General features: G+C 62.8%; 20 protein-coding genes. 15 read left to right on the top strand and 5 right to left on the bottom strand.

Going from position 1 to position 21,596, the window contains the following annotated elements:
• The first annotated feature begins 264 nt into the window (after positions 1-264).
• Complete coding sequence (locus ACFRJ8_RS15845; RefSeq protein WP_377987107.1) at positions 265-1,065, top strand: IclR family transcriptional regulator; 801 nt, start codon at positions 265-267, stop codon at positions 1,063-1,065.
• Positions 1,066-1,511: 446 nt separating this feature from the next.
• On the opposite strand, the gene ACFRJ8_RS15840 is transcribed toward ACFRJ8_RS15845, so the two are convergent.
• Positions 1,512-3,560: a BCCT family transporter gene (locus tag ACFRJ8_RS15840; RefSeq protein ID WP_377987106.1), complete on the bottom strand. Its 2,049-nt coding sequence runs from the start codon at positions 3,558-3,560 to the stop codon at positions 1,512-1,514.
• Between the two features lie 410 nt (positions 3,561-3,970).
• Between ACFRJ8_RS15840 and ACFRJ8_RS15835 the strand changes: the two genes are divergently transcribed.
• The 7 genes from ACFRJ8_RS15835 (at position 3,971) to ACFRJ8_RS15805 (ending at position 11,335) form a co-directional block, all read left to right on the top strand.
• The gene (locus ACFRJ8_RS15835; protein ID WP_377987105.1) at positions 3,971-5,275 is read left to right on the top strand and encodes an SRPBCC family protein; all 1,305 of its coding nucleotides are present in this window, start codon (positions 3,971-3,973) and stop codon (positions 5,273-5,275) included.
• Complete coding sequence (locus tag ACFRJ8_RS15830; RefSeq protein ID WP_377987104.1) at positions 5,272-6,687, top strand: ferredoxin reductase; 1,416 nt, start codon at positions 5,272-5,274, stop codon at positions 6,685-6,687. Before ACFRJ8_RS15835 ends, ACFRJ8_RS15830 begins: the two co-directional genes overlap by 4 nt.
• 259 nt (positions 6,688-6,946) lie before the next feature.
• On the top strand, positions 6,947-8,167 hold the full coding sequence (fdhA, locus tag ACFRJ8_RS15825) for a formaldehyde dehydrogenase, glutathione-independent (RefSeq protein ID WP_377987103.1): 1,221 nt from the start codon (positions 6,947-6,949) through the stop codon (positions 8,165-8,167).
• A 451-nt stretch (positions 8,168-8,618) separates the two neighbouring features.
• Positions 8,619-9,746 (top strand): GTP 3',8-cyclase MoaA, encoded by a 1,128-nt coding sequence (gene moaA, locus ACFRJ8_RS15820; protein WP_377987102.1) that lies wholly within the window; start codon positions 8,619-8,621, stop codon positions 9,744-9,746.
• 5 nt (positions 9,747-9,751) lie between these two features.
• Complete coding sequence (locus ACFRJ8_RS15815; protein WP_377987101.1) at positions 9,752-10,021, top strand: MoaD/ThiS family protein; 270 nt, start codon at positions 9,752-9,754, stop codon at positions 10,019-10,021.
• 396 nt (positions 10,022-10,417) lie between these two features.
• Positions 10,418-10,702 carry a DUF6457 domain-containing protein gene (locus tag ACFRJ8_RS15810; RefSeq protein ID WP_377987100.1) on the top strand — a complete coding sequence of 95 codons (285 nt, stop codon included), beginning with the start codon at positions 10,418-10,420 and terminating at the stop codon, positions 10,700-10,702.
• Positions 10,703-10,921: 219 nt separating this feature from the next.
• On the top strand, positions 10,922-11,335 hold the full coding sequence (locus ACFRJ8_RS15805) for a cupin domain-containing protein (RefSeq protein WP_377987099.1): 414 nt from the start codon (positions 10,922-10,924) through the stop codon (positions 11,333-11,335).
• Positions 11,336-11,484: 149 nt separating this feature from the next.
• Here ACFRJ8_RS15805 and ACFRJ8_RS15800 read toward each other — a convergent pair whose 3' ends face one another.
• On the bottom strand, positions 11,485-12,174 hold the full coding sequence (locus tag ACFRJ8_RS15800) for a nucleoside/nucleotide kinase family protein (protein WP_377987098.1): 690 nt from the start codon (positions 12,172-12,174) through the stop codon (positions 11,485-11,487).
• Between the two features lie 433 nt (positions 12,175-12,607).
• Positions 12,608-13,195 (bottom strand): TIGR03086 family metal-binding protein, encoded by a 588-nt coding sequence (locus ACFRJ8_RS15795; protein WP_377987097.1) that lies wholly within the window; start codon positions 13,193-13,195, stop codon positions 12,608-12,610.
• A gap of 528 nt (positions 13,196-13,723) precedes the next feature.
• Between ACFRJ8_RS15795 and ACFRJ8_RS15790 the strand changes: the two genes are divergently transcribed.
• The 4 genes from ACFRJ8_RS15790 to ACFRJ8_RS15775 all read left to right on the top strand — a co-directional run bounded on the left by ACFRJ8_RS15790 (position 13,724) and on the right by ACFRJ8_RS15775 (position 15,738).
• Positions 13,724-14,638, top strand: coding sequence for a glycosyltransferase family 2 protein (locus ACFRJ8_RS15790; RefSeq protein ID WP_377987096.1), 915 nt, complete (start codon positions 13,724-13,726; stop codon positions 14,636-14,638).
• Between the two features lie 221 nt (positions 14,639-14,859).
• On the top strand, positions 14,860-15,090 hold the full coding sequence (locus ACFRJ8_RS15785) for a hypothetical protein (protein ID WP_377987095.1): 231 nt from the start codon (positions 14,860-14,862) through the stop codon (positions 15,088-15,090).
• Between the two features lie 11 nt (positions 15,091-15,101).
• Positions 15,102-15,503 carry a hypothetical protein gene (locus tag ACFRJ8_RS15780; protein ID WP_377987094.1) on the top strand — a complete coding sequence of 134 codons (402 nt, stop codon included), beginning with the start codon at positions 15,102-15,104 and terminating at the stop codon, positions 15,501-15,503.
• Positions 15,504-15,603: 100 nt separating this feature from the next.
• Positions 15,604-15,738: a hypothetical protein gene (locus tag ACFRJ8_RS15775; protein WP_377987093.1), complete on the top strand. Its 135-nt coding sequence runs from the start codon at positions 15,604-15,606 to the stop codon at positions 15,736-15,738.
• Between the two features lie 1,323 nt (positions 15,739-17,061).
• Here ACFRJ8_RS15775 and ACFRJ8_RS15770 read toward each other — a convergent pair.
• A complete protein-coding gene (locus tag ACFRJ8_RS15770) occupies positions 17,062-17,313 on the bottom strand; it encodes a hypothetical protein (protein WP_377987092.1) in 252 nt (83 codons plus the stop codon).
• A 360-nt stretch (positions 17,314-17,673) separates the two neighbouring features.
• Between ACFRJ8_RS15770 and ACFRJ8_RS15765 the strand changes: the two genes are divergently transcribed.
• From ACFRJ8_RS15765 to ACFRJ8_RS15755, 3 genes are read left to right on the top strand one after another with little or no spacing between them, the layout of a single operon-like run.
• On the top strand, positions 17,674-18,822 hold the full coding sequence (locus ACFRJ8_RS15765) for a glutathione-independent formaldehyde dehydrogenase (protein ID WP_377987091.1): 1,149 nt from the start codon (positions 17,674-17,676) through the stop codon (positions 18,820-18,822).
• 59 nt (positions 18,823-18,881) lie between these two features.
• Entirely contained in the window at positions 18,882-20,030 is a 1,149-nt protein-coding gene (locus tag ACFRJ8_RS15760; protein ID WP_377987090.1) for a zinc-dependent alcohol dehydrogenase, read from the top strand.
• Between the two features lie 13 nt (positions 20,031-20,043).
• Entirely contained in the window at positions 20,044-20,628 is a 585-nt protein-coding gene (locus ACFRJ8_RS15755; RefSeq protein ID WP_377987089.1) for a hypothetical protein, read from the top strand.
• 68 nt (positions 20,629-20,696) lie between these two features.
• Here the strand turns inward: ACFRJ8_RS15755 and ACFRJ8_RS15750 are convergent, their stop codons facing one another.
• Positions 20,697-21,338: a DUF1345 domain-containing protein gene (locus ACFRJ8_RS15750; protein ID WP_377987088.1), complete on the bottom strand. Its 642-nt coding sequence runs from the start codon at positions 21,336-21,338 to the stop codon at positions 20,697-20,699.
• Positions 21,339-21,596 lie beyond the last annotated feature (258 nt).

Raw genomic sequence — 21,596 nt, 5'->3', positions numbered from 1 at the left:
CCTCATCTCCGTGTCGTGAATATCGGGCCATAAAGGAACTGCACCTCCGGAAGTCAGATTCTCAAATTCGAATCCAACTTTCGGGGTGCAGTTCAATTTGGGTGCCCCTCTTTTTTAACCTTGGATTCGCTCGGCCGCGTGAAGGCTGAGGTGCCGGTTGACGAGCCAGCGCCTGAGCCGGTCTAGGATGAAACATGACGAGGTGGCAGTTCGGCTGGGACTTCCACGCCTGGGTACTCCGCATGGACAACGACACGAGGCGACATGGCCGCACGCAACGACCCGGATCAGGGCGTAGAGGCACAGGGCGGAGGCGTCCAATCAGTGGACCGTGCCCTCCAGATCCTGGATATCCTCGCCCGTGCGGGTGATGCCGGCGTCAGTGAGATCGCTGAGGAGATGGGCGTCCACAAATCCACAGTATCCCGCCTGGTGGGGTCCCTGGTGGGTCGTCAACTGGTCCGCCAGAACAGCGAACGCGGCAAGTACCAGCTGGGCTTTGGAATCCTGCGATTGGCATCGTCTATCCCTGGCCGATTAAGCGTGGTGCACGAGGCCAGAGAGATCTTAGAGAGCCTAGCTGCGCAATACAAGGAAACGGTTAACCTGGCCGTCCTGCGATCAAACTACGACGTCAACGTGGACCAGGCCATGGGCCCGTCAACACTGGCTACCCACGACTGGGTCGGCAGCCTGACACCCCTGCACGCCACGTCCAGCGGTAAGGTGCTGCTCGCTGCCCTAGCTGCAGACGAGAGGGACACGATCCTCAAGAGGACCGGTTTGCCGGCCCGCACGCCGAATACCATTACGAATCGTGCGGAACTCGAGAAGCAGTTGTTGGATATCTCGCGACAAGGCTACGCAGTAGTCCAAGGGGAGTTTGAAATAGGCTTGACGGCCGTCGCGGTTCCGATCTTTAACCATGTGGGGAACGTTATCGCGGCGGTGAGTATTTCCGGTCCGACGTTCCGGTTCTCCCCGGAAACCGATCCCGGACTCATAGAGGGCCTCCGCGAGGCGGGTCTGACCATCAGCGCCAGAATGGGCTACAGAGTCCAATAAGCCCGACCGCAGGGCCGGGCTTATTGGCGGTCACCGTGGCCAAACGGTTAGTCGGGCGACCAGGGACACTATCCGAAATACCTGAAAGACGCAGAGGCGGTTGCAACCATGGCACCAAGGATTCCTATTCAGGGCGCGGGACGCCGCCGCAGTCAGCGGAGACCAAGGTCACTGTCAACATAGGAGCCGGGGCGGTTTCCGTTGTCGTGTTGGCAATTGCAGCCCCCATCCAGCTGCAGCCGAACAGTCACTGGACTTGAGGACTCCAACTGGATATCCACGAACTCCTTCCCGCCGCTGCTAACCCGGAGGGTCTGTTCTTGGTCGTGGTGCTCGGACATATAGACAACCTTTGCTAGGCAATGTTGGTGGGTGTGCCTAGGCGGCACGGGCCGGAACAAGCCCCGTGCCGCCTAGGCGGGTTCCTATTTACGGTGCCCGGCTATTTAGTGCCTGGGTCCGGGATGCCGGGTCTCGACGGTTGGAATGCTCCCCGTGGGAGTCCCTCCCAGACAGTCCGAGTCGGGGCACTTTTCGGCGCAGTCGTGCTTTGTTACAAGGTCGAATTGCACGCCGCCGTGTTGTTCCACGCCTGTGCGAATGGCGCGTTCCACTACGGACGTGGCCAGGCGGCGCCGCAACGCGAGGGGATCGCGACGCAAGTCCTTGGTGAGGGCAAAGCAGAGCAACATCATGACGATGACGAACGGTAGCGCTGCCACGATGGTAATTCGTTGCAGGCCAGCCAAGGCTTCCGAAGGTTCATCGCCTCCGGCCAGCAACATGACCGCCGCCACGGCGCCGGTGAGGCAGCCCCAGAAGATGACCACTCCGCGGCGGGGGTGCTCGGCGCCATTGGAGCTGAGCGATCCCATCACGATGGAGGCAGCGTCGGCGCCAGTGATAAAGAAGATAGCGACCAGAACCATGGCCAGCACGATAACGGCACTGGTAGCCCAGTCAGGCATGCTCAGGTTCTTGATCAGGTCGAAGAGTGCTCCGTCGAAGTTGACGGACGGTGTCCCGTTGACCATGGTGACAAGGCCGGGGGTATTGGCCTTGTCGGCTTCCTGCTGGACGTGGAAGGCGGCGCCTCCGAAGATGGCAAACCAGATCACACTGACGACGCTGGGCACCAGCAGCACACCGGTGACGAACTGGCGGATGGTCCGGCCGCGGCTGATGCGGGCGATGAAAAGTCCTACGAACGGCGTCCAGGAGATCCACCAGGCCCAGTAGAAGATAGTCCAGCTGGTCATCCAGCTACGCAGGGACTCATCGCCAACCGCTTCAGTCCGGGACGACATCTCGGCCAGGTCGCGGGCGTAGTCGCCGACCGCGGAGGGGATCAAGTTAAGGATGAAAAGGGTGGGGCCGGCGACGAAGACAATCAGGGCAAGGACGACGGCCAGGACCATGTTGATGTTGGAGAGCCACTGGATGCCGCGGCTGATGCCAGAGACGGCCGAAGCCACGAAGCACAAGGTCAGGACGGCGACGATCGCCACGAGCACGGGGGTGCCGATTTCGCCGAACCAACCGTTGGATGTCATGCCGCTGCCGATCTGCAGGGCGCCCAGGCCCAATGATGCAGCGGTACCAAACAAGGTGGCGAAAATGGCCAGGATGTTGATGAACTTCCCGACTGGCCCTTCGACCGTCCTGACGCCGAAGAGCGACGTGAAGGCGACGGAGATCAGTTGCCTGCGACCCAAGCGGTGGGTGCCGTAGGCCATTGCGATGCCTACAACTGCATACATGGCCCAGGGGTGCAGGGTCCAGTGGAAGATCGACGTGGCCATGGCAGTCTGGATGGCTTCGGGGGTCCGTCCGTCCACGGTGCCGGGCGGCGGAGAGATGTAGTGGTAGAGCGGTTCGGCGACTCCGTAGAACATCAGCCCGATGCCCATGCCGGCGGCGAACATCATCGCGACCCAGGAGACAGTACGGAATTCGGGTTTTTCGCCGTCCTTGCCCAGCGGGATGTTGCCGAACTTGCCCAGGGCCAGCCACAGGACAAAGACCACGAAGAGCGAGGCCAGGAGCATGAACAGCCATCCCGTGTACTCCATGACCCAGTTGAGGGCACCCGTGGAAGTGTCGGACAGACTGTCGCGTCCCACGAAGCCCCAAATAACGAAGGCAATGGCGATGACACCTGTGATCCCGAACGTGACCTTGTCGAGACTGAGCTTATGGTTCCGGCGATCCGCAACGGCTTGGTCGGTCTTGGCATGACGCAGCTCTTCGAGGATCTGTTCGTACTCTTCGACGTCCGGCAAGATGGCTGTGCCTCCGTCCTCCGTATCGAGGACAGCGGGGTTTGTGTCTACATCCTCCGAGACAGTGAAGACTGCTTTACTCTTCTCCTCACTTCCAGGTTCTTCGTTACGCGGAGCCTTTGCCACCCTGTTGCCAGCCGGCAACTCCTCGGGTGTATGGGATTTTAGGTCACTATTTAAAGCCATCAGCGGGTCCTTTGCTCGGTGAGGCATGGGCTTGCGGTTAAACATCGCCCTCGGGAGTCAGATCGGGCGGAAGGTTGGGGGCCTCGTCCGATTCGATGATCATGATGTTGCTGTCGACAATTTGCACTTCGTGGGTGCGTACCGGCAGTTTGGCCGGGGGGTGCATCGCGCCAAGCGGGTTAGGACAGGATCGTTCCGCATGACTCAACGGAATTCGCGCTAAGCAACAGAGTGCGCCCCGTCACATCCCGATGTCAAGGTATGTCACCGGCTTTTCCACCTCTTGACAGTTGGCGTGTTTTGGGTCACTCTGTTGCATATCGCGCTTGCTGTTGCGCCAAGTGCAATATAGAAGTTTTCGACACCGCCGGTTGCCCCCACCAACTCCGTGGTCCTCACGAATCGCACACTTACCCAGCCCTCCCGGGAGGAAACACATGTCTGCTCCAGTGAACGTGCCCCTCAATTCACGCGGAAAACTCGCTTCTTCATTGCCTGCCGAGCAGTTGGCGGAAATCACCGAGTTGTTCGATTTCCGGCGAGTGGGATATTCCCTCGATGCCCCCTTCTACACCGACCCGACGATTTTCAACATCGACATGAAGGCCATTTTTGGCCAGCACTGGATCTTTGCCGCCAGCATCGCCGAGCTCCCGGAGCCGGGCGACTACGTCACTGTCGACTACGGGCCCTACTCCCTGATCGTGCTGCGCAACGACGACGGCGGCGTGAACGTCCTGCACAACGTGTGCCGCCACCGCGGCGCCCGCGTCCTGACCGAACCCGCGGGGACCACGGGCAACCTGGTATGCGGCTATCACTCCTGGACTTACTCCCCCGACGGCAATTTGATCCATGCCTCGGCACCGGGGGAAACGAAATTCGACAAGGGCTGCTTCGGCCTCAAGCGCGCCCACAGCCGCGTGTTCGCCGGACTCATCTTTGTCTGCATTGCGGACGAACCGCCGACGGACTTCGACGAAACCGGAAAGATCTTCGAGCCCTACCTCGCGCCCCACGATCTGTCGAAGACGAAAATCGCCTACCAGCAGAACATCATCGAGGAGGGCAACTGGAAGCTCGTCATGGAGAACAACCGTGAGTGCTACCACTGCGACGGCCACCCGGAACTCGCCTGCTCCCTCTTTCCCACTTGGGGCCTGACGGAGGGCCTGATCCCGGCCCATCTCGAAGAGGTGTGGGACCGCAACAAGGAAGCACAGTCCTCGCTCGAGGACCGTTGCCGCCGCTATGGTCTTCCCTATGAGGTCGTCGAGGAGCTCGACACCCGCGTAGCGGGAATCCGCATCTCACGAGACTCGCTCGACGGTGACGGCGAATCGTTCTCGCCCGACGGGCACAGGCTCTCCAAGAAGCTGCTCGGCGACTTGCGGGACTTCCGCCTTGGCCGCTGCTCGATGCACTTGCAGCCCAACAGCTGGTTCCATTTCCTCGGGGACCACGTCATCACATTCGCCGTCTTCCCCGTCAATGAGCACCAGACACTGGTACGCACCACCTGGCTGGTGGCTGACGACGCCGTGGAAGGCGTCGATTACGACTTGGAGAAGCTCACCCACACCTGGAAGCAGACCAATCTGCAGGACAAGGCGTTCGTGGAGCTGTGCCAGAAGGGCGCCGGCAGCCCCGCCTACGAGCCCGGCCCGTACATGAAGAGCGAATACCAGGTCGAGGCGTTCATCAACTGGTACGTGCAGCGCGTGCAGGAGCACTTGGCATGATTGAACTCGGCACCGTCACGGCAATCCAGGAACCACAGCGCATTCGCGGTCTCGAGATGCCGTGGAACAGGGTGATGGGCAGCACCGACGGACCCGCCAGTGCCGCCCGCGCGTTGGGGCCCTGGTATCCGCAGGAGTTCATGGCCGAATGTGTCGAGACCGTTCCCGAGGTGGGCGGCATGATGACCTTCGTGTTCCGCCGCTCCGACGGTGCGCCCCTGGCGTTCCGTCCGGGCCAGTACGTGAATATCGCCTTTCCCGTGAACGGCGAGGACCAGGACCCGGTGGACCGCAGCTACTCGCTGTCCAGTTCGCCCACCAAACCGTGGACCTTCAACATCACAGTCAAATGCGACCCCACGGGACAGGTCTCGCCATGGGTGCACGAGAACGTCAAGCCCGGCACCGTCCTCGAGATGCTCGGACCAGTCGGGGCCTTCCACCTGCCCGACGCCGACCGGCGGGCACGGTACCTCTTGCTGGCCGCCGGCGCCGGCATCACCCCCATCATGTCGATGGTGCGGACCATCCACTCCCTGCCCGGACAGGCCGATGTCGTGGTGCTCTACCACGGAGCGGCGGCCGGAGGCTTTGCCTTCCACCAGGAGTTGGCCTACATCGCCTCCGTGGACTCGCGCGTCAAGGTCTCCTACTCCCTGGGCGACCGCAGCAAACCCGAGGGGTGGGAAGGGCTCACCGGAAGGCTGACGACGGCCATGCTCGACGAGGTGGCCCCCGACGCCAACGGCCGCCAGGTCTATGCCTGCGGCCCCGAGGGTTACCTGAACACCGCCACCGAACTCCTCGAGAAGGTCGGCGTCGACGACACCTCCATCCACATGGAATTCTTCTCGGGAGACCGCCAGACGATCCTTGAATACCAGGCGGAGCTCGCGCTTGCAGTGGACATCGCGGAGGAAATCGCCGAGGAAATCGCCGATTCCGCTGAGGACTACTACGAAGGCCAGCCCACCGCGTTCGGGCTTTACGAGCCCGGCTACGACGCCGAGGGAACCCTGAAGGCCACGGGGCTGCCGCTGGAAACCGTCGACCCGGACGCGCCCTGTCCCGAAGCCCCCGACGGCAGTCCGGACGCGGGGCCGGAGGCCGGGTCCCCCGATGCCTCGAGCTTCGACACGGTCGGAACGGGAAGCCTCACCCTGTCCTTCATGCGCACCGGCATCAACGTGCGGATCGACCCCGCCGAACACATCCTCGGGGTAGCCCAGCGTGCGGGCGTCAGGATCGGCGCGAACTGCAAGGAAGGAATGTGCGGCTCCTGCAAGATCGTCAAGCTTTCCGGGGAGATCGACATGAATCACCAGGGCGGGATCCGGGCACGGGAAATCGAGGCAGGCAAGTTCCTGCCCTGCTGCTCAACCGCGCGCACCGATATGGTGATCGATGCCTAGCCGCCTTCAGCTGCTCTAGGCCGGACAGCATCAGGATTGATTCCACGGCAACAAAACAAGCGCGAGAATGCCACGCGTGGCGTTTCGCTTGCCCTTATGGATCCGCGGGCTCCCCCGACCACGTCGTGCCTTCCCGGGATATGAACGCCCCAATTGACCCAACTTGCTTCACGAAAACTGACAACTACTACCTCACAGACAATCTGATGCGACCAGCGTCACCGTGAGGGTTCGATCGCCAACCCCTAGGAGCCATTCAATGTCAGGTAACAAAGCCGTTGCATACAAGGCGCCGGGGATCGTGGAAATCATCGATACCCCGTTTCCCACCTTTGAACTGCAGGCCGGCCCCGGCGTCAATCCCGTCAATGTCGGCCGGAAGGTCCCCCACGGGGTCATCCTGCGCACCGTGAGCACCAACATCTGCGGCTCGGACCAGCACATGGTTCGTGGCCGCACGACCGCCCCGGCCGGTCTCGTCCTGGGGCACGAGATCACCGGGGAAGTCATCGAGACCGGGCCCGACGTCGAGTTCATCAAGGTCGGGGACATCGTCTCGGTCCCCTTCAACATCTCCTGCGGGCGCTGCCGGAACTGCAAGGAGGGCAAGACCGGGATCTGCCTGAACGTGAACCCGGACCGTCCCGGGTCCGCCTACGGCTATGTCGACATGGGCGGATGGGTCGGCGGGCAGGCCGAGTTCGTCCTGGTCCCCTACGCGGACTGGAACCTGTTGCGGTTCCCCGATCGGGACCAGGCCCTGGAAAAGATCATGGACCTGACCATGCTCTCGGACATCCTCCCGACCGGTTTCCACGGGGCCGTCACGGCAGGTGTCGGCGTCGGGTCCACCGTCTATGTTGCCGGGGCCGGTCCCGTGGGGCTCGCCGCGGCGGCCAGCGCCCAACTGCTGGGGGCCGCGGTTGTCATCGTCGGGGATCTCAATGAGGATCGCCTGGCCCAGGCCCGATCCTTTGGCTGCGAAACCGTCAATGTGGCCAACGGCGACCCGGCTGACCAGATCGAGCAGCTTCTCGGCGTCCGGGAGGTCGATGCCGGCATCGACGCGGTCGGTTTCGAGGCCCGCGGACACGGGCACGGCGCCGGGGCCCAGGAGGCGCCGGCCGCCGTGCTCAATTCGCTGATGGACCTCACCGCCGCCGGCGGGTCCCTGGGCATTCCCGGCCTTTATGTCACCGGGGATCCGGGTGCCACGGACGAGGCGGCCCAGAAAGGCAGCCTGTCCCTGTCCCTGGGCACCGGCTGGGCGAAGTCCCTCTCCTTCACGACCGGCCAGTGCCCGGTGATGAAGTACAACCGGCAACTGATGATGGCGATCCTGCATGACAGGATCCAGATCGCCAAGGCGGTCAACGCCACGGCCATTTCGCTCCAGGATGCCCCGCGGGGGTACGCGGAATTCGATGCCGGAGCCGCCACGAAGTATGTACTGAACCCGAACGGCTACCTCAGCAACTAGTCCGAGGTTAAGGAGGGGTTTCCCGAAGAAACCACCCGCCGATGGAACTCCCATGGGCCCGGGAAGGCACTCCTCGATTGACTGCCGGCGACCCCTCGGTGGCCTGGCCTCGATTCTTGATCGAATGCCGATCTTCGACTGGCCGGCCTCGGCGGCACGCGGCTTGTTCCGGCGCGTGCCGCCTAGGCACACCCACCACCAACGCAGAGCAAAGGGTATCTACATGTCCGAGCACCACGACCAAGAACAGACCCTCCGGGTTAGCAGCGAAGGGAAGGAGTTCGTGGATATCCAGTTGGAGTCCTCAAGTCCAGTGACTGTTCGGCTGCAGCTGGATGGGGGCTGCAATTGCCAACACGACAACGGAAACCGCCCCGGCTCCTATGTTGACAGTGACCTTGGTCTCCGCTGACTGCGGCGGCGTCCCGCGCCCTGAATCAGCCGTAAAGCCATGAGCGTCCAACTGGGAATCCCAGTACTGCGCCTGGCCCGGAACACCAATCATGGGTCTGCGCCGGGAGCACGTCCGCTCGGACTGCCATCGGCACTTCTGGACCGCTTTGGCCGCCAAGCAACCGACATGCGGCTGTCCGTCACGGATAAATGCAATCTTCGTTGCACCTATTGCATGCCGGCTGACGGCTTGCAATGGCTACCGAAGCAGGCCGTCATGACGGCCGAAGAGATCCAAAGAATCGTAGGGATCGGCGTCGAGCGCCTGGGCGTCAGGGAGCTCCGAATCACCGGCGGAGAGCCCTTGGTTAGGCCCGACCTCGTCGACATCATCGCCGTGCTGCGGGCGCGCCACCCCCAACTCCCAATCTCCATGACGACCAACGGCGTCGGGCTCGAGCAAAGAGCGCAGGCGCTTAGGGAGGCCGGGCTCACAAGAATCAATGTTTCCCTCGATTCCCTGCATGAGGAGACTTTTACGCAGCTGACCAGGCGGCCGTTCCTCGGCAAAGTGCTCGCCGGCGTCGAAGAGGCCCGCGCCGCGGGCCTTGGACCCGTCAAGATCAACGCAGTGCTGATGCGCGGTATCAATGACCGTGAAGCTCCGGGACTGTTGGAATGGGCTTTGAAGCGACGCTTTGAACTGCGCTTCATCGAACAGATGCCGTTGGATGCTCAGCGCGGCTGGAGCGAGCGTGGGATGATCACCGCCCTCGAGATCCGCACTCTGCTGTCAGCAGATTTCGTCCTGGAGCCGGATCGCCGCTCGCGGGACGGCGCACCGGCCGAACGGTTTGAAGTGCGACGACGGAACGCGGGTACGGGTAACGCCTCCGGGGGCGTTTTAGGAACCGTAGGAATCATCGCGTCCGTCAGTGAACCTTTTTGTGCCGACTGCCGGCGGACCCGCATTACTGCCGAGGGAAAGATCATGAGCTGTCTGTTCTCTCGGGAGGAGTTCGACCTTCTGGGTCTTCTGCGAAGCGGGGCACACGACGATGAACTGGTGCGTCTCTGGCAGGATGCCATGTGGGTGAAACCCCGGGCCCACGGCATGGACCACACCGGCCTCGGAAGTGAAGAGTTTGTTCAACCGGACCGCAGCATGAGCGCTATCGGAGGATAAGAGCAATGCTCGTACGATACTTTGCCGCCGCCTGTGCAGCGGCCGGCGTCGAAGAGGAACACCACGATCTTTCTGAGGGCACAACCCTGGATGGGCTCATCGCCGCCATATTAGCTGTAGACCGGCGCATCGAGGGATCGACAGGTAACTTTTCTTTGGCCATGGTCATCGACCGGAGCAGCTTCCTGCGGAACGAGGTCGCGCTGCGAGATCACGGTGCGAAACTTAGTACAGGAGATGTCGTGGACGTCCTCCCGCCCTTTGCAGGCGGCTAAACCCGTTCATTGCCGGCACAGCGAGATGTGTCAAAAACACAGCATCAGGGCAACTTCCCAGTCAGCCGCAAACACGGGCAAATAAGGGGATCTTGAATGAACAAAGCCGACGAACGGCCCGAAACCAACTTGGACAAAATTGGTTGCCCTGGTCGGGAACAAAAGCTACAGACGACTATCGAAGCCTGGTCCATAGGAATCATTGGCGTTATCGCCATAGTTGCAACAATTTATGCGTCATTTCAGTATTCCGGGTGGTGAGCTTATCCGCCTGACTAACCGTTTGAAGAACCCGAAGCCGTTTCCATCGCTGTCGCCAAATCTTCCACCAGGGACAGCGAAAGGAAGATGAAATCCGCCATCCCGCCCGACTGGGCCGCCGCGTAAGGAGCCATCATGACGATCAGCGACGAAGAATTTCAAATACTGAATGAATGGAGTCAGGATCTGGCTCAAGCGCTCCAGATCCCTCAGTTGCCCATCGACCATGAAGTACTGCTGGATCTGGCCCGGAAGTCAGCGGACACAATTACCCACGCCGCCGCGCCGGTCGCGGCCTTCCTGGTCGGATACGCAGCCGGCTCGCGGGGACCGGATGCCGTCGACTCTCTCGCCAGCGCTGCCGACGTGGCATCGACCCTGTGCGACAACCACCAAAAACGCCACCACACAGGGGAATGACGGGGAGTCACCCTTGGATGGGTGCTGCCGATCATCTCTGCTTCTCTCTTGGAAGGTAGAGAGGCTGCAAGGCTCTGCGCGGCGTCTGGCACATAAGATCACGCACGGCAAAAATCTCTGCGTCGGCTCGCGACCTACTCGAACGTCCCGCTGCGCCCATGTGGGCATGGATAAGGGCAGTCCAGCTGAAGATGCTTTAGACGGAGGAAGGTGACATTTATGCTTGAACGTGCCGGAACACACGCCTTCCGCTACAACCTTCACGGGGGCTCGCCGCTGCAGATGCAGTGGCTTTTCTACGGTCAGTCCGAATTGCCGGTGGCGTTGCAAACCTGGGAGCTGCCTCCCGGGGGCTTCGAGGGCATGCATTCACATGCTGAGCCCGGCCAACCATTGGAGGAGATCTACGTTGTCACCGAGGGCATGGGTCAAATGACCGTCGAAGACGAAACATATTCGATAGGAGTCGGTGACGCCGTCCTCGCAAGAGCGGGCTCCCGTCACGATCTGCGCAATACCGGCAAGGGGCCGCTCAAGGTGCTGGTCATCTGGGGCGAACCCCGGGCGGCCGACTACTCCGACTTTGGATCGGCCAAGATGGCACGGATGGCAAGAACCGAGGCGCCCTACTGAAATTGTCCGACTCCTGAAAAGCTCCCGCTCAGAAGGGGCTACGAAGGCACATTATGTGAGCTCTAGCGATGAGCCGCGGGGGCACTTTGTGTCCCGGGCAGCAGTAATGCCGCCGCCCCGATGAATCGGGCGGCTGGGTTTCCAGCCGCTTAGTCGCGCCCGGGCGCCGGGACGGTCGCGGGTGTGTGCTCGATGACGAGTGTGCTGCGCTGGCTTCCTGGTGCTACCAGGCGGGCATTGCGTTCGTCATTGCCGGTTGCACGCCATTCGGCGATGGCGGCGTCGTTGTCGAACTTCAGGTGCCGGGCGGTGAGCCGGCGCAGGCGTTCGTCCTGTTCGAGTTCCACGAACCAGGTTTCATCCAGGAGGGATGCGACCTCGTTCCAGGGGGCCTCGTCAAAGAGAAGGTAGTTGCCCTCGGTGATGATCAGGCGTGTTTCCGGCGGGACGGCGATGGCCCCGGCGATCGCGTCGTTGACTTCGCGGCGGAAGACCGGTGCGAAGATTTCCCGTGAGGTCTCTGAGCGCAGCCGGCGAAGCAACGCGACGTAGCCGGCACCGTCGAAGGTGTCCGGGGCGCCCTTGCGGTGCTCCAGCCCGCGGGACTCGAGCAGCGACTGCGCCAGGTGATATCCGTCCATAGGGACCAGGGCGACCTGCCGGGGATGGTCGGTGAGCAGGTGCTCCAGCAACCATTCGGAGATCGTGGATTTTCCGGCACCGGGCGCCCCGGCTATTCCAAGCAGGCACCGTTCGCGCCGCTGGAGCAGCGCTTCGGCCCGGGCGAGGAGCTGCTGCTGGCCTGATTCGTCCCAGCGCAGGTATGGAGGGGTGTTCATCGTTTCTCCTTTCCGGCTCTCGCCTGGACCAGGGCAGGAGGGACACCGGTGTTCTACGGCATCACGTTACATCGGCCTGGACAATGTCCACACAACCATTGCCGGACAAACGTCCGCCCACCTCTCCCCGGCCAAGAAAACGAACGAACTGAGGACCAGAAAATCTCCCAGAAACTCCCCGCAGGTCATGCAGTTCCAAGCAGTCCCGGCCATGAAGGAGTACACAGCAACACCGCTGTCCAAACCAAGAGAAGGAGCCGCCAGACCAGCCACCACGAAAATAGGCCCCTGCGGGGGCCCATAAAAGGAGATTTGTACTCGAACTGCATTCCCTTCCCGACAACCCTCCCCTGCCCAGCATCCCGCCCCGGTTGCCGGGCCGCGAACCCAGCAGCAGCCCGAGGGCTGTGATGATGAGGTCCGAGGCGGGCGTTCAGGTCTCCGGCCGCCAGCGGGGATCCCGTCCGGCCAGCCCCAGCACCCGTTCGAACTGTCCGGCTCCTTCGCCGACGGCGACGCGCGGGCCGAACAGTCCGTTCCGCGCGTCGGGGTCGTCCGGGATGCCGGCGCAGAATGCCTCGACCGCGTCAAGGGCCTCCTGTTCCGGCTCGTAGCCCTGTCCCGTGGCCACGGCCAGGTCCCAGCCGTGCAGCACCACCTCATCGAGGGCGACGAGTCCCGCGTCCTCGGCGGGCATGGTCAGGCCGCCGGCCGCCGTCGTACCGGCCCACGCCCCGGTTTCCTGCCATGCCGCGGCGAGCTCTTCGAGGCGTGCCGGGATGAGCTCGCGCCAATTCGCTGGAAGAACGAGACGGCTGGGGTCGGGCGCCGTGTTGGTGGTGGGACCGTTGATCTTCAGCGCCGCATCGCGGAACGCGATGGCCAGGCCGTGCAAGTGGGCCAGCATCAGACGTACCGGCATGTCCTCACAGGGCGTGGGAGCGTCGAGCTGGGCGTCGTCGGTGCCGCGCACCACGTCGGCGACCAGTCTCGTGCTCCCGATTAGATCGACTGTAGACATCAGCGACCTCCATTGGCCGGTTCACCCCCAGACTAGGGACGTCCTCTGCGGTTGTCGACCCCAAAACCTGTGCTCCGTGCGGGGTTGTGGCCGGGCTGGTCCTGGACGGGGAGCTGCGGATCGTCGGCAGATCCACCCTTTGAAGACGGCAGCCGCGCGGGAACTGCCGTGCTGGCCGCAACCTCCCCGCGGCGCCCACCCCTGGCCCGCGACCGTGAAAGGCACCTCCCTGGACCGGTTTAACCGAGACAAGGAACCCGTCGTGCTGACACTAGTCGAACCTGTGGCAGTGGAAGTCTCCGCCGATTCGGCCTGGTCAGGCAAGCGCAGCCGTGGACCTGTCCGGGCATTCCTGTTGAGGTTCATCGCTGCCCAGTTGGATGGGTGTCGACAACGATTGCAGGATGCCGGTAATCTCCCCAAAGGGCTGGACGTCGCCCCGGGGAACACGCACCTAGGGCGACGACGCGATAGGTTGCCTGTCTTCTGCATCTAAGGATGGACGGGCCTAAAGACTAAGGGCTGGCCATGGGCATCAGATCATCCATAGCGTGGGGGCAGCCGCTGGAGAGCGGGAGTCCGGTGGCTGTTGACGTGCTGGTTCCGACCTGCGATCGTCCCGCCGAACTGGCCGTCACCCTGGCAGGCTTGGCGGCCCAATCGGATCCCGAATTCCGTGTCTTTGTCAGCGACCAGTCCCGGGGCGAGGCAGCGTGGAAGCACCCTGCGGCGGCGGCGATGGTGCGGGTCCTACAAGCCCAGGGCCGGGACGTCAGGCTCCTACGTCACGTTCCCCGGCGCGGATTGGCCGAACATCGTCAATTCCTCCTCGAGCAGTCGACGGCGGATAGATGTATGTTCCTGGACGATGACGTCTGGCTGGAATCCGGTGCCCTGGAGCGGCTCCGCGAGGCCTTGGACCTCCTGCAATGCGGATTCGTCGGGATGGCGCCCCAGGGGCTGTCCTACCTCGATGACAGGAGGCCCGAGGAAACGACGTCCTTTGAGGCCTGGGACGGGCCCGTCCAGCCGGAAAAGGTCCGGCCGGGAACGCCTGCCTTCGACCGGTGGCCGTTGCACAATGCTGCAAATCTGAGTCACCTCAGCGCTGAACTTCGACTCAAGCCCGGTGAATGGCTGCCCTACCGTGTCGCATGGCTGGGCGGGTGCACCCTGTTTCGGCGGGCCGCCCTCAATGAGGCCGGAGGATTCCGTTTCTGGCCGCTCCTGGATCCACACCACTCCGGCGAGGATGTTCTGGCACAGTGGCAAGTCATGGAGAAATTCGGCGGCGCCGGGATCCTGCCCTCCGGCGCCGTACACCTCGAATCGCCCACCACGGTCACGGACCGGCGAGGCAATGCCTACGAAGTGGTGCTGGACCAGCCCGCCGGAGCGTTACCGACTTCCCCCGCCCAGCGACACAGCGATGACGGCCGATAGGCTCCCGCTTACCGGCGCGGTCGGGATGGTCGTCACCAGAACCTGTGGCGGCAATTCCGGCGCCATACTGTGCACCCTTGGACCGGCGTCGAGCCTTGGCGATTCGCCTTGCGCGTTAGTAAGCCTACTGATTAAATGTTTCTGACGTCCGCCTTTCGTCGGTACCGAAACGGCAACGAGTCGGCGCTGGCTGGGCCGAAGAAGGGAGATTCAGGAGAAACATGACCAACACGCAAGTTGTCCCCCGCTTCGTCAAGTACAGGCTCCGTGATGTCCTCGAAGGACAGGTCCTGCGCTTGGCCGGCACCAACTTCTCGGTCGTAGCCAAGCGCCGCCGCGACCGGCTGGTCCATCTCGACCTCGAGTCGGACGACCAGGCGTCCGCCACACTGATAGGCATCCCCGGCGCCCGCGTTAGGCTGCGCGAGGATACATCGGCGGCGCCTCAATAAGGAGAAGCAGAATGGCACCCGTAAACCCTCCCAAGGACGATCGCGCCGGTGGCGACTACCAGCGCGGACCTAACCCGGCCCCAGGCGGCGGGATTGACACCGGCGACAGCGCGGTCCCGCCCTATGAGCACAGAAACGTCGGCGACCCCGCCGAGCAGGCCGGCACGGCACGGGCCTTCGGCAGCGAAGAACCGGCCACGAATCCCGACCGTCCCGTGTCCGCAGAAGCCCCGAACGAACAAAGCGAGGCTGACCTGCCACCCGCAGGTACAGGGGTGAGCGCAACGCGCCGGGGCGAGGACGTTGTCAAAGAGGAAGGCAAAGAGCCTGGCCGGGTGGACACAGGTACCGACGATTCCCCGGCCCAGCGGCCCACCGGCGAATCCACCCCGCGGGACGAGTCCGGTCTATAGAGCGCCGGGCAGCGCGCTGGGCGACACCCCGAGGTCCTTGGACGGCAAACGCGTCCGCCGCAGATCCCGGCTTCCAGTCCGGGACGGACACGCATGTGGCGTGACACTGATGCGCCACAGGAAGTCAACGACCCTGGCCACCCGCGACCCGCAGGTCCTCGCCCCGGACGAACTGCAATACTTCCACGCGCCCTCCCCCAGGGACGAGCACCGATGGCCGCGGTCCTTCCTCTAGACGCGAAGCATGGACAGACGCCTGGTCCTACAAGCCGCGTGTGGGATCCGGTCCGGACGGCCTCGGCCCGGGATCAGGCACAGGGCTTGGCCCAGGAAACGTCGGGTCGGGAGAGTCGGGCGCAGGCACAGGGGATGTCGGATCCGGAGAGTCGGGCAGCGGCCCGGGGTCTGGCGGAAACGGGTCGGGTTCGCGTTGCGGCGGAAGAGTCATGGACTACCCCTAAGGTGTGGCCTTAAAACGGAAGGAATCCCCAGACTAAGTCCCCGGGCCGGGAAAGGACAGGGGTCGAATTGACTCGTGGGAGTACTCCGGGTCTGCGCCGTCATCGTCGCTGGCAACGCCCCGGTTGGCGATCATTATCGGACAGCTGGGGTAAGCCGATCATCGTTCTGGATGGCAGGAACACCACGGTCGCCTCCTGCCCCGCTTCCGCCTCATTGACAGCATTTTCATCGCGGGGATCTTCCTTGTGGCGGGCTTCCTCCAGATGATGCTCAAGGTTCTCTTCAGCGTCACGTCGGCGTTGACCCACAGTACGCAGCTGCTGCGTAGGTGAACCGGCGAAACCGTCCTGGAGGTGATTTTTTTCGCGTCTTCTCGTCGTGACTTTCGCTCATACTGGCATCCTGCCAGCATGAACTCGGGCGCGGAAGCCTGCGCTTCACCCATCCCAAGGGCAAAGATTTTCAGTCACTTGCAGGTATGACGGCGCACATCATCGGCTACGCCCGAGACTCGACCCGCGAACAGGACCTGATCACCAATCAGCGTTGAGGTCGGCCTTCCGGAGTCGACTGACGGCGTCTAATTAACCATGTCCGCTATCTACGCAAAAGAAAGCATCGCTGACGATACTTTGCCGGATCGGGCCCAACTTCATTACAAACTGACTCGTTGCGCTGGCGGCGGTTTCCCGTCCCAGGCGATCCGTCAACCAGAGTATTGCTTCGACCATATGACTTTGCCCGCAACCGGGGCCTCAAACGTCCGTCCGCGCTCAGCCGAGCAGGCTTGCCAGGCCGGGCACCGGAAGGAATGGCATGTACTCGCCCCAGCCGAGGAAGAAGGAAAACAGCATATGGATGAGCGGAGCCCCATCCATGATCGGGCGACTCCAGTCTTGCGCAGATTCTAGAAGGCACCAGCTCAGAAGGCAGCCACAAGAGAAATCCCCGCAGGTCATGTCGTCAGCAGGACCCAGAGCATGACTAGGTACGAGACCAACCCCGCCCACCGGAACCACCAAGACAGGAGACCCGAATGACCCCACATCCCAGCAGCCGGACCGACCAGGGCCGTGACCCCGGCACCCACACAACTTCACAGGCCACCGCGGCGGCCGGGCACCAGCCGCATCAAGCGTCGGAGGGACCCACGCTCGTTCATACGGCGGCGGCCGAACCGATCGGACAACAGACCGGCCAGGGGCGCCGTCGCGAAGTCGACGACGGCGGACACGACGATAGCCAGTGTGCCGAGTCCGGGACTGTCTTTTGCGACGTTGGCCAACTGCCCCACGAGAAAGGCCAGGAAGATCGTGGAGATCCCGTTTTCGCCCCAGCGCAAGCTCACACCGGCCAGCATTTTGCCGCGGCTAGCCTCATCGACACTTGTTTTCGGATTACCCCTCGACATGCATGCTAAGTGTGCTTAGCATGAAGACTCGATTAGTTTCTTTTCTGCGAAACGGACCGGCAGCCGGGTTTTCCCGGACAGTCTGCCGTCTGCAAACATATGGCCTCCCCACCCCTTCGGGTGGGCTCGCAGGCCGCAATCCTTGCTTCCCCCATTTCCTCACCAGCTCAAACACCCGTATTGGGACGACATCCGCCCCCTTCCGGGGTGTTGCCCTGCAGGCACATGAGTCTGCACCTGCCGGAAGCTGTCACTGCTGGGCCGCGATCGGAATGGAATAAAGAAAAGAGCGGAAAAATGAAGGCAGTAGTCTACAAAGGACCCAACGACGTCAGCGTCGAGGACGTACCGGATGCCAAAATTGAGCATCCCACCGACGTGCTGGTCCGGATCACCTCCGCGAACATCTGCGGCTCTGACCTGCACATGTACGAGGGCCGCACCAGCTTCGAACCCGGACGCACCTTCGGACATGAGAACCTCGGCGAAGTGGTAGAGACCGGCCCGGCGGTAAGCAAAGTAAAGGTGGGCGACCGTGTCGTGCTGCCGTTCAACATCGCCTGCGGATTCTGTAAAAACTGCGAACGGGGTTTCACAAACTACTGCCTGACCATGCAGCCCGAGCCCAAGCTCGCCGGCGCAGCTTACGGGTTCGCGGACATGGGCCCGTACCAGGGCGGACAAGCGGAGTACCTGCGCGTGCCGTACGGGGACTTCAACTGCCTGCGCCTGGGCGAGGACTCCGTGGAGAAAGAACTCGACTACGTTATGGTCGCCGACATTTTCCCCACCGGCTGGCATGCCACCGAGCTGGCTGGGGTGTACCCGGGCGACTCTGTCGTCATTTACGGTGCAGGACCCGTCGGGCTCATGGCAGCCTACTCGGCCATTATCAAAGGCGCCGGCAAAGTCATGGTCGTGGACCGCCAAAGCGACCGCCTGAAGCTGGCGGAACAGATCGGCGCCATCCCCGTGGATGATTCCGAAGTGGACCCTGTCGAGTTCGTCAAGGACCAGACCATGGGATTCGGGGCCGACCGAGGCTGCGAATGCGTCGGTTACCAGGCGCACGACCCGGGCGGAAACGAACAGCCCAACCTGACCCTGAACCGGCTCGTGGATTCCGTCCGGTTCGTCGGCGGCATCGGCGTCGTGGGTGTGTTCCTGCCCCAGGACCCCGGGGGCCCCGACAAACTCGCCCAGCAGGGCCAGGTGGCCTTCGACTACGGAAACTACTGGTTCAAGGGACAAACGATGGGCTCCGGCCAGTGCCCGGTCAAGAAGTACAACCGGGCCTTGCGCGACCTCATCGCCGGCGGAAAGGCCAGCCCCTCCTTCCTTGTCAGCCACGAACTGCCGCTGGATCAGGCCCCCGAGGGCTACAAGAACTTCGACAGCCGCAAAGACGGCTGGACCAAAGTCGTCCTCCACCCAGCTGGCGCCTGAAAGAGCCCGGACAGGAGAATTTCGATGCCGGAACGAGCAATTTCCCGGAGGTGGTCTTGATGCGGTCAATGGTGTATCGCGGGCCATACAAGGTGCGCGTGGAAGAAAAGGACATGCCGCACATCGAACATCCCAACGATGCGATCGTGCGCGTGACGTCGGCGGCGATCTGCGGATCTGACCTGCACCTTTACCACGGCATGATGCCCGACACCAGGGTGGGCATGACGTTCGGGCACGAGTTCGTGGGGGTGGTGGAGCAGGTCGGCTCGTCGGTTGAGCGGCTCAAACCCGGCGACCGGGTAATGGTTCCCTTCAATGTGTACTGCGGGTCGTGCTACTTCTGCTCCCGCGGCCTCTACTCGAACTGCCACAACGTCAATCCGAACGCGACGGCGGTGGGCGGCATCTACGGCTACTCGCACACGTGCGGCGGTTACGACGGCGGCCAGGCTGAGTTTGTGCGGGTACCCTTCGCTGACGTCGGGCCAGGCTTGATCCCGGACTGGCTGGATGAGGAGGACGCGGTGCTGCTCACCGACGCCCTGCCTACCGGCTACTTCGGCGCCCAGTTGGGCGACATCGCTGAGGGCGACACCGTGGTGGTGTTCGGTGCCGGGCCGGTGGGCCTGTTCGCCGCCAAGTCCGCTTGGCTGATGGGCGCCGGACGGGTGATTGTGATCGACCACCTGGAGTACCGGCTCGAGAAGGCCCGCACCTTCGCACAAGCCGAAACGTACAACTTTGTGGAGTACGACGACATAGTGGTGCACCTGAAGAGGGAAACCGACTACTTGGGCGCCGACGTCGTCATCGACGCCGTGGGAGCCGAGGCAGACGGGAACTTCCTGCAGCACGTGACCTCCGCAAAACTAAAGCTTCAGGGCGGATCCCCGATTGCCCTCAACTGGGCGATCGATTCCGTCCGCAAAGGCGGCACCGTCTCGGTGGTGGGCGCCTACGGGCCCATCTTCATCGCCGTGAAGTTCGGCGATGCCATGAATAAAGGGCTTACGCTGCGGATGAATCAGTGCCCGGTCAAGCGTCAGTGGCCACGGTTGTTCGAACACATCCGGAACGGTTACCTGAAGCCAAGCGACATTGTCACCCACCGCATCCCGCTGGAGCACATCGCTGAGGGGTACCACATCTTCTCCGCGAAGCTCGATGACTGCATCAAGCCCCTCATCGTTCCCACCGCGGCTTGAAAGGAAGAGCATCATGCCTGAGATACCCACTCCTTACACGGCCGGCAAAACTGCCCCAAAGAAGTCCGCAGAGGACCTTCGGACACGGATCCCGGGATGGGGGGCAGACCTTGACCCGGCGGACAGGCCCGCCTACCCCCGGGAACAACCCGGCATCCAAACCGGCGCGCACTGGGACTTCCCCGATCGCCAACCGGAGAAGTGGCCCCGGGAGCGGTCCGTCGAACACGCTTTCCTTACGCCCGTTTTCGGGACATCCACCCCTCCCAAAGGAGTCTCCGGGGCCATCAGGAAGTACGCCTACAAGTACAGCGAGGGTCGGGCCGCACACTGGCTGCTACTCATCGCGGCGGACCGGGTTGATGCGTGGGAACACCACCTGCGCTCGTTCGCTACCCTGCGCCCGGACAACCCAATCACCGAGACCGGGGTGCTCAGCGAGTTTTCCCGCCATGGCGTGGGCTCCCGTTTCGGGAAGAAGCGCGCAGACCTGAGTCATCAGTGGATTGATCCCATCATCGCCGGCGCCCCCTGGGCACTGGCGGGACTGGGGGCTGTAGCTACCCTCCGAACCGTGCGTAAGCACCGAGCAGCCTGACAGCTGTTCTGCCAAGGTGGCGGACCAAAGGTGTCACCAGCAACGCAGTTGCTGGTGACACCTTCACGTCAGCCCTGGCCGAGGTTCGTGACCAGATTGATGGCGACCGCGATCAGAATTGTGCCGAAGAAATACGACAGGAGAGCGTGAAAGAGGGCTTTGCGTCGGACTTCACTGTTGATCGGCTCGATCTCGGCCGCAGCGTAGGACATCCCGACGGTGAAGGCGAAGTAGGCGAAGTCGCTGTAGGTAGGCTGCGCCTCCTGCTTGACGTCGAACCCGCCGTCAGGGTGATCGAGGAAGTACATGCGGGCGTACTTCAAGGCATAGACGGTGTTGACGAGTGCCCAGGCAACGATCGTGCCGAGGACGCCCAGGATGACCAACGCCACCGAGGTCGGGTCTCCGTTCTGATTGCGGGACTGGACCAGTGCGACTACCACGGCGGCGATGCTTGCGATAGAGGCGGTGATGATCGCGTTGTCGGTCACATGGGAGACGGACTCCTCACGGGCGACTCGTTCAGTCCCTGCCGGGTCCTGGCGCCAGCAGATCCGCCACACCCAGGCCAGAGCGGTGACGCCAGCGGTGCACCACGCAACCAGCGGCCCAAGGGCAGGTGCTAGGGCTACCGCTGTGATGATGCCGGCCACCGCGCCTACCGCGACGCAGACGAGAGCACGGGGAGCTGACAGGATCCGACGGTTCATTGATGCTCCTCGAAGGGTGTTGTAGCCACTGTCGACCGCGGGAGAATTAACGTCGGCACAGTTTATTCCCATGGCGGACGGGTCCGACAGACCTGAGGGCCGTCATTGGGGCGTGCCGCTCCGGTCACCGTGCACCGCGACTTTCATCGCAATGTCCTCAAGTCGCATCAACATGGCGGTGACGCCGTCACCCCACACGATCCGTGGGAAAGCGCCCGGCGCGACGATCGCCTCGGTACAAGGCTCCCCTCTATAACA

Source organism: Arthrobacter sp. NPDC056886 (assembly GCF_042788715.1).
Classification (GTDB): domain Bacteria; phylum Actinomycetota; class Actinomycetes; order Actinomycetales; family Micrococcaceae; genus Arthrobacter.
This window is presented reverse-complemented; position numbering and strand designations above follow the sequence as displayed.

Excerpts from the sequence above, each read along its gene's own strand:
- ACFRJ8_RS15845 (WP_377987107.1), top strand. The coding sequence starts at position 265 with ATGGCCGCACGCAACGACCCGGATCAGGGCGTAGAGGCACAGGGCGGA.
- ACFRJ8_RS15790 (WP_377987096.1), top strand. The coding sequence starts at position 13,724 with ATGGGCATCAGATCATCCATAGCGTGGGGGCAGCCGCTGGAGAGCGGG.
- ACFRJ8_RS15805 (WP_377987099.1), top strand. The coding sequence starts at position 10,922 with ATGCTTGAACGTGCCGGAACACACGCCTTCCGCTACAACCTTCACGGG.
- fdhA (WP_377987103.1), top strand. The coding sequence starts at position 6,947 with ATGTCAGGTAACAAAGCCGTTGCATACAAGGCGCCGGGGATCGTGGAA.
- ACFRJ8_RS15785 (WP_377987095.1), top strand. The coding sequence starts at position 14,860 with ATGACCAACACGCAAGTTGTCCCCCGCTTCGTCAAGTACAGGCTCCGT.
- ACFRJ8_RS15765 (WP_377987091.1), top strand. The coding sequence starts at position 17,674 with ATGAAGGCAGTAGTCTACAAAGGACCCAACGACGTCAGCGTCGAGGAC.
- ACFRJ8_RS15830 (WP_377987104.1), top strand. The coding sequence starts at position 5,272 with ATGATTGAACTCGGCACCGTCACGGCAATCCAGGAACCACAGCGCATT.
- ACFRJ8_RS15795 (WP_377987097.1), bottom strand. The coding sequence starts at position 13,195 with ATGTCTACAGTCGATCTAATCGGGAGCACGAGACTGGTCGCCGACGTG.
- ACFRJ8_RS15810 (WP_377987100.1), top strand. The coding sequence starts at position 10,418 with ATGACGATCAGCGACGAAGAATTTCAAATACTGAATGAATGGAGTCAG.
- ACFRJ8_RS15835 (WP_377987105.1), top strand. The coding sequence starts at position 3,971 with ATGTCTGCTCCAGTGAACGTGCCCCTCAATTCACGCGGAAAACTCGCT.
- ACFRJ8_RS15780 (WP_377987094.1), top strand. The coding sequence starts at position 15,102 with ATGGCACCCGTAAACCCTCCCAAGGACGATCGCGCCGGTGGCGACTAC.
- ACFRJ8_RS15750 (WP_377987088.1), bottom strand. The coding sequence starts at position 21,338 with ATGAACCGTCGGATCCTGTCAGCTCCCCGTGCTCTCGTCTGCGTCGCG.
- ACFRJ8_RS15815 (WP_377987101.1), top strand. The coding sequence starts at position 9,752 with ATGCTCGTACGATACTTTGCCGCCGCCTGTGCAGCGGCCGGCGTCGAA.
- ACFRJ8_RS15840 (WP_377987106.1), bottom strand. The coding sequence starts at position 3,560 with ATGCCTCACCGAGCAAAGGACCCGCTGATGGCTTTAAATAGTGACCTA.
- moaA (WP_377987102.1), top strand. The coding sequence starts at position 8,619 with ATGAGCGTCCAACTGGGAATCCCAGTACTGCGCCTGGCCCGGAACACC.
- ACFRJ8_RS15760 (WP_377987090.1), top strand. The coding sequence starts at position 18,882 with ATGCGGTCAATGGTGTATCGCGGGCCATACAAGGTGCGCGTGGAAGAA.
- ACFRJ8_RS15755 (WP_377987089.1), top strand. The coding sequence starts at position 20,044 with ATGCCTGAGATACCCACTCCTTACACGGCCGGCAAAACTGCCCCAAAG.
- ACFRJ8_RS15800 (WP_377987098.1), bottom strand. The coding sequence starts at position 12,174 with ATGAACACCCCTCCATACCTGCGCTGGGACGAATCAGGCCAGCAGCAG.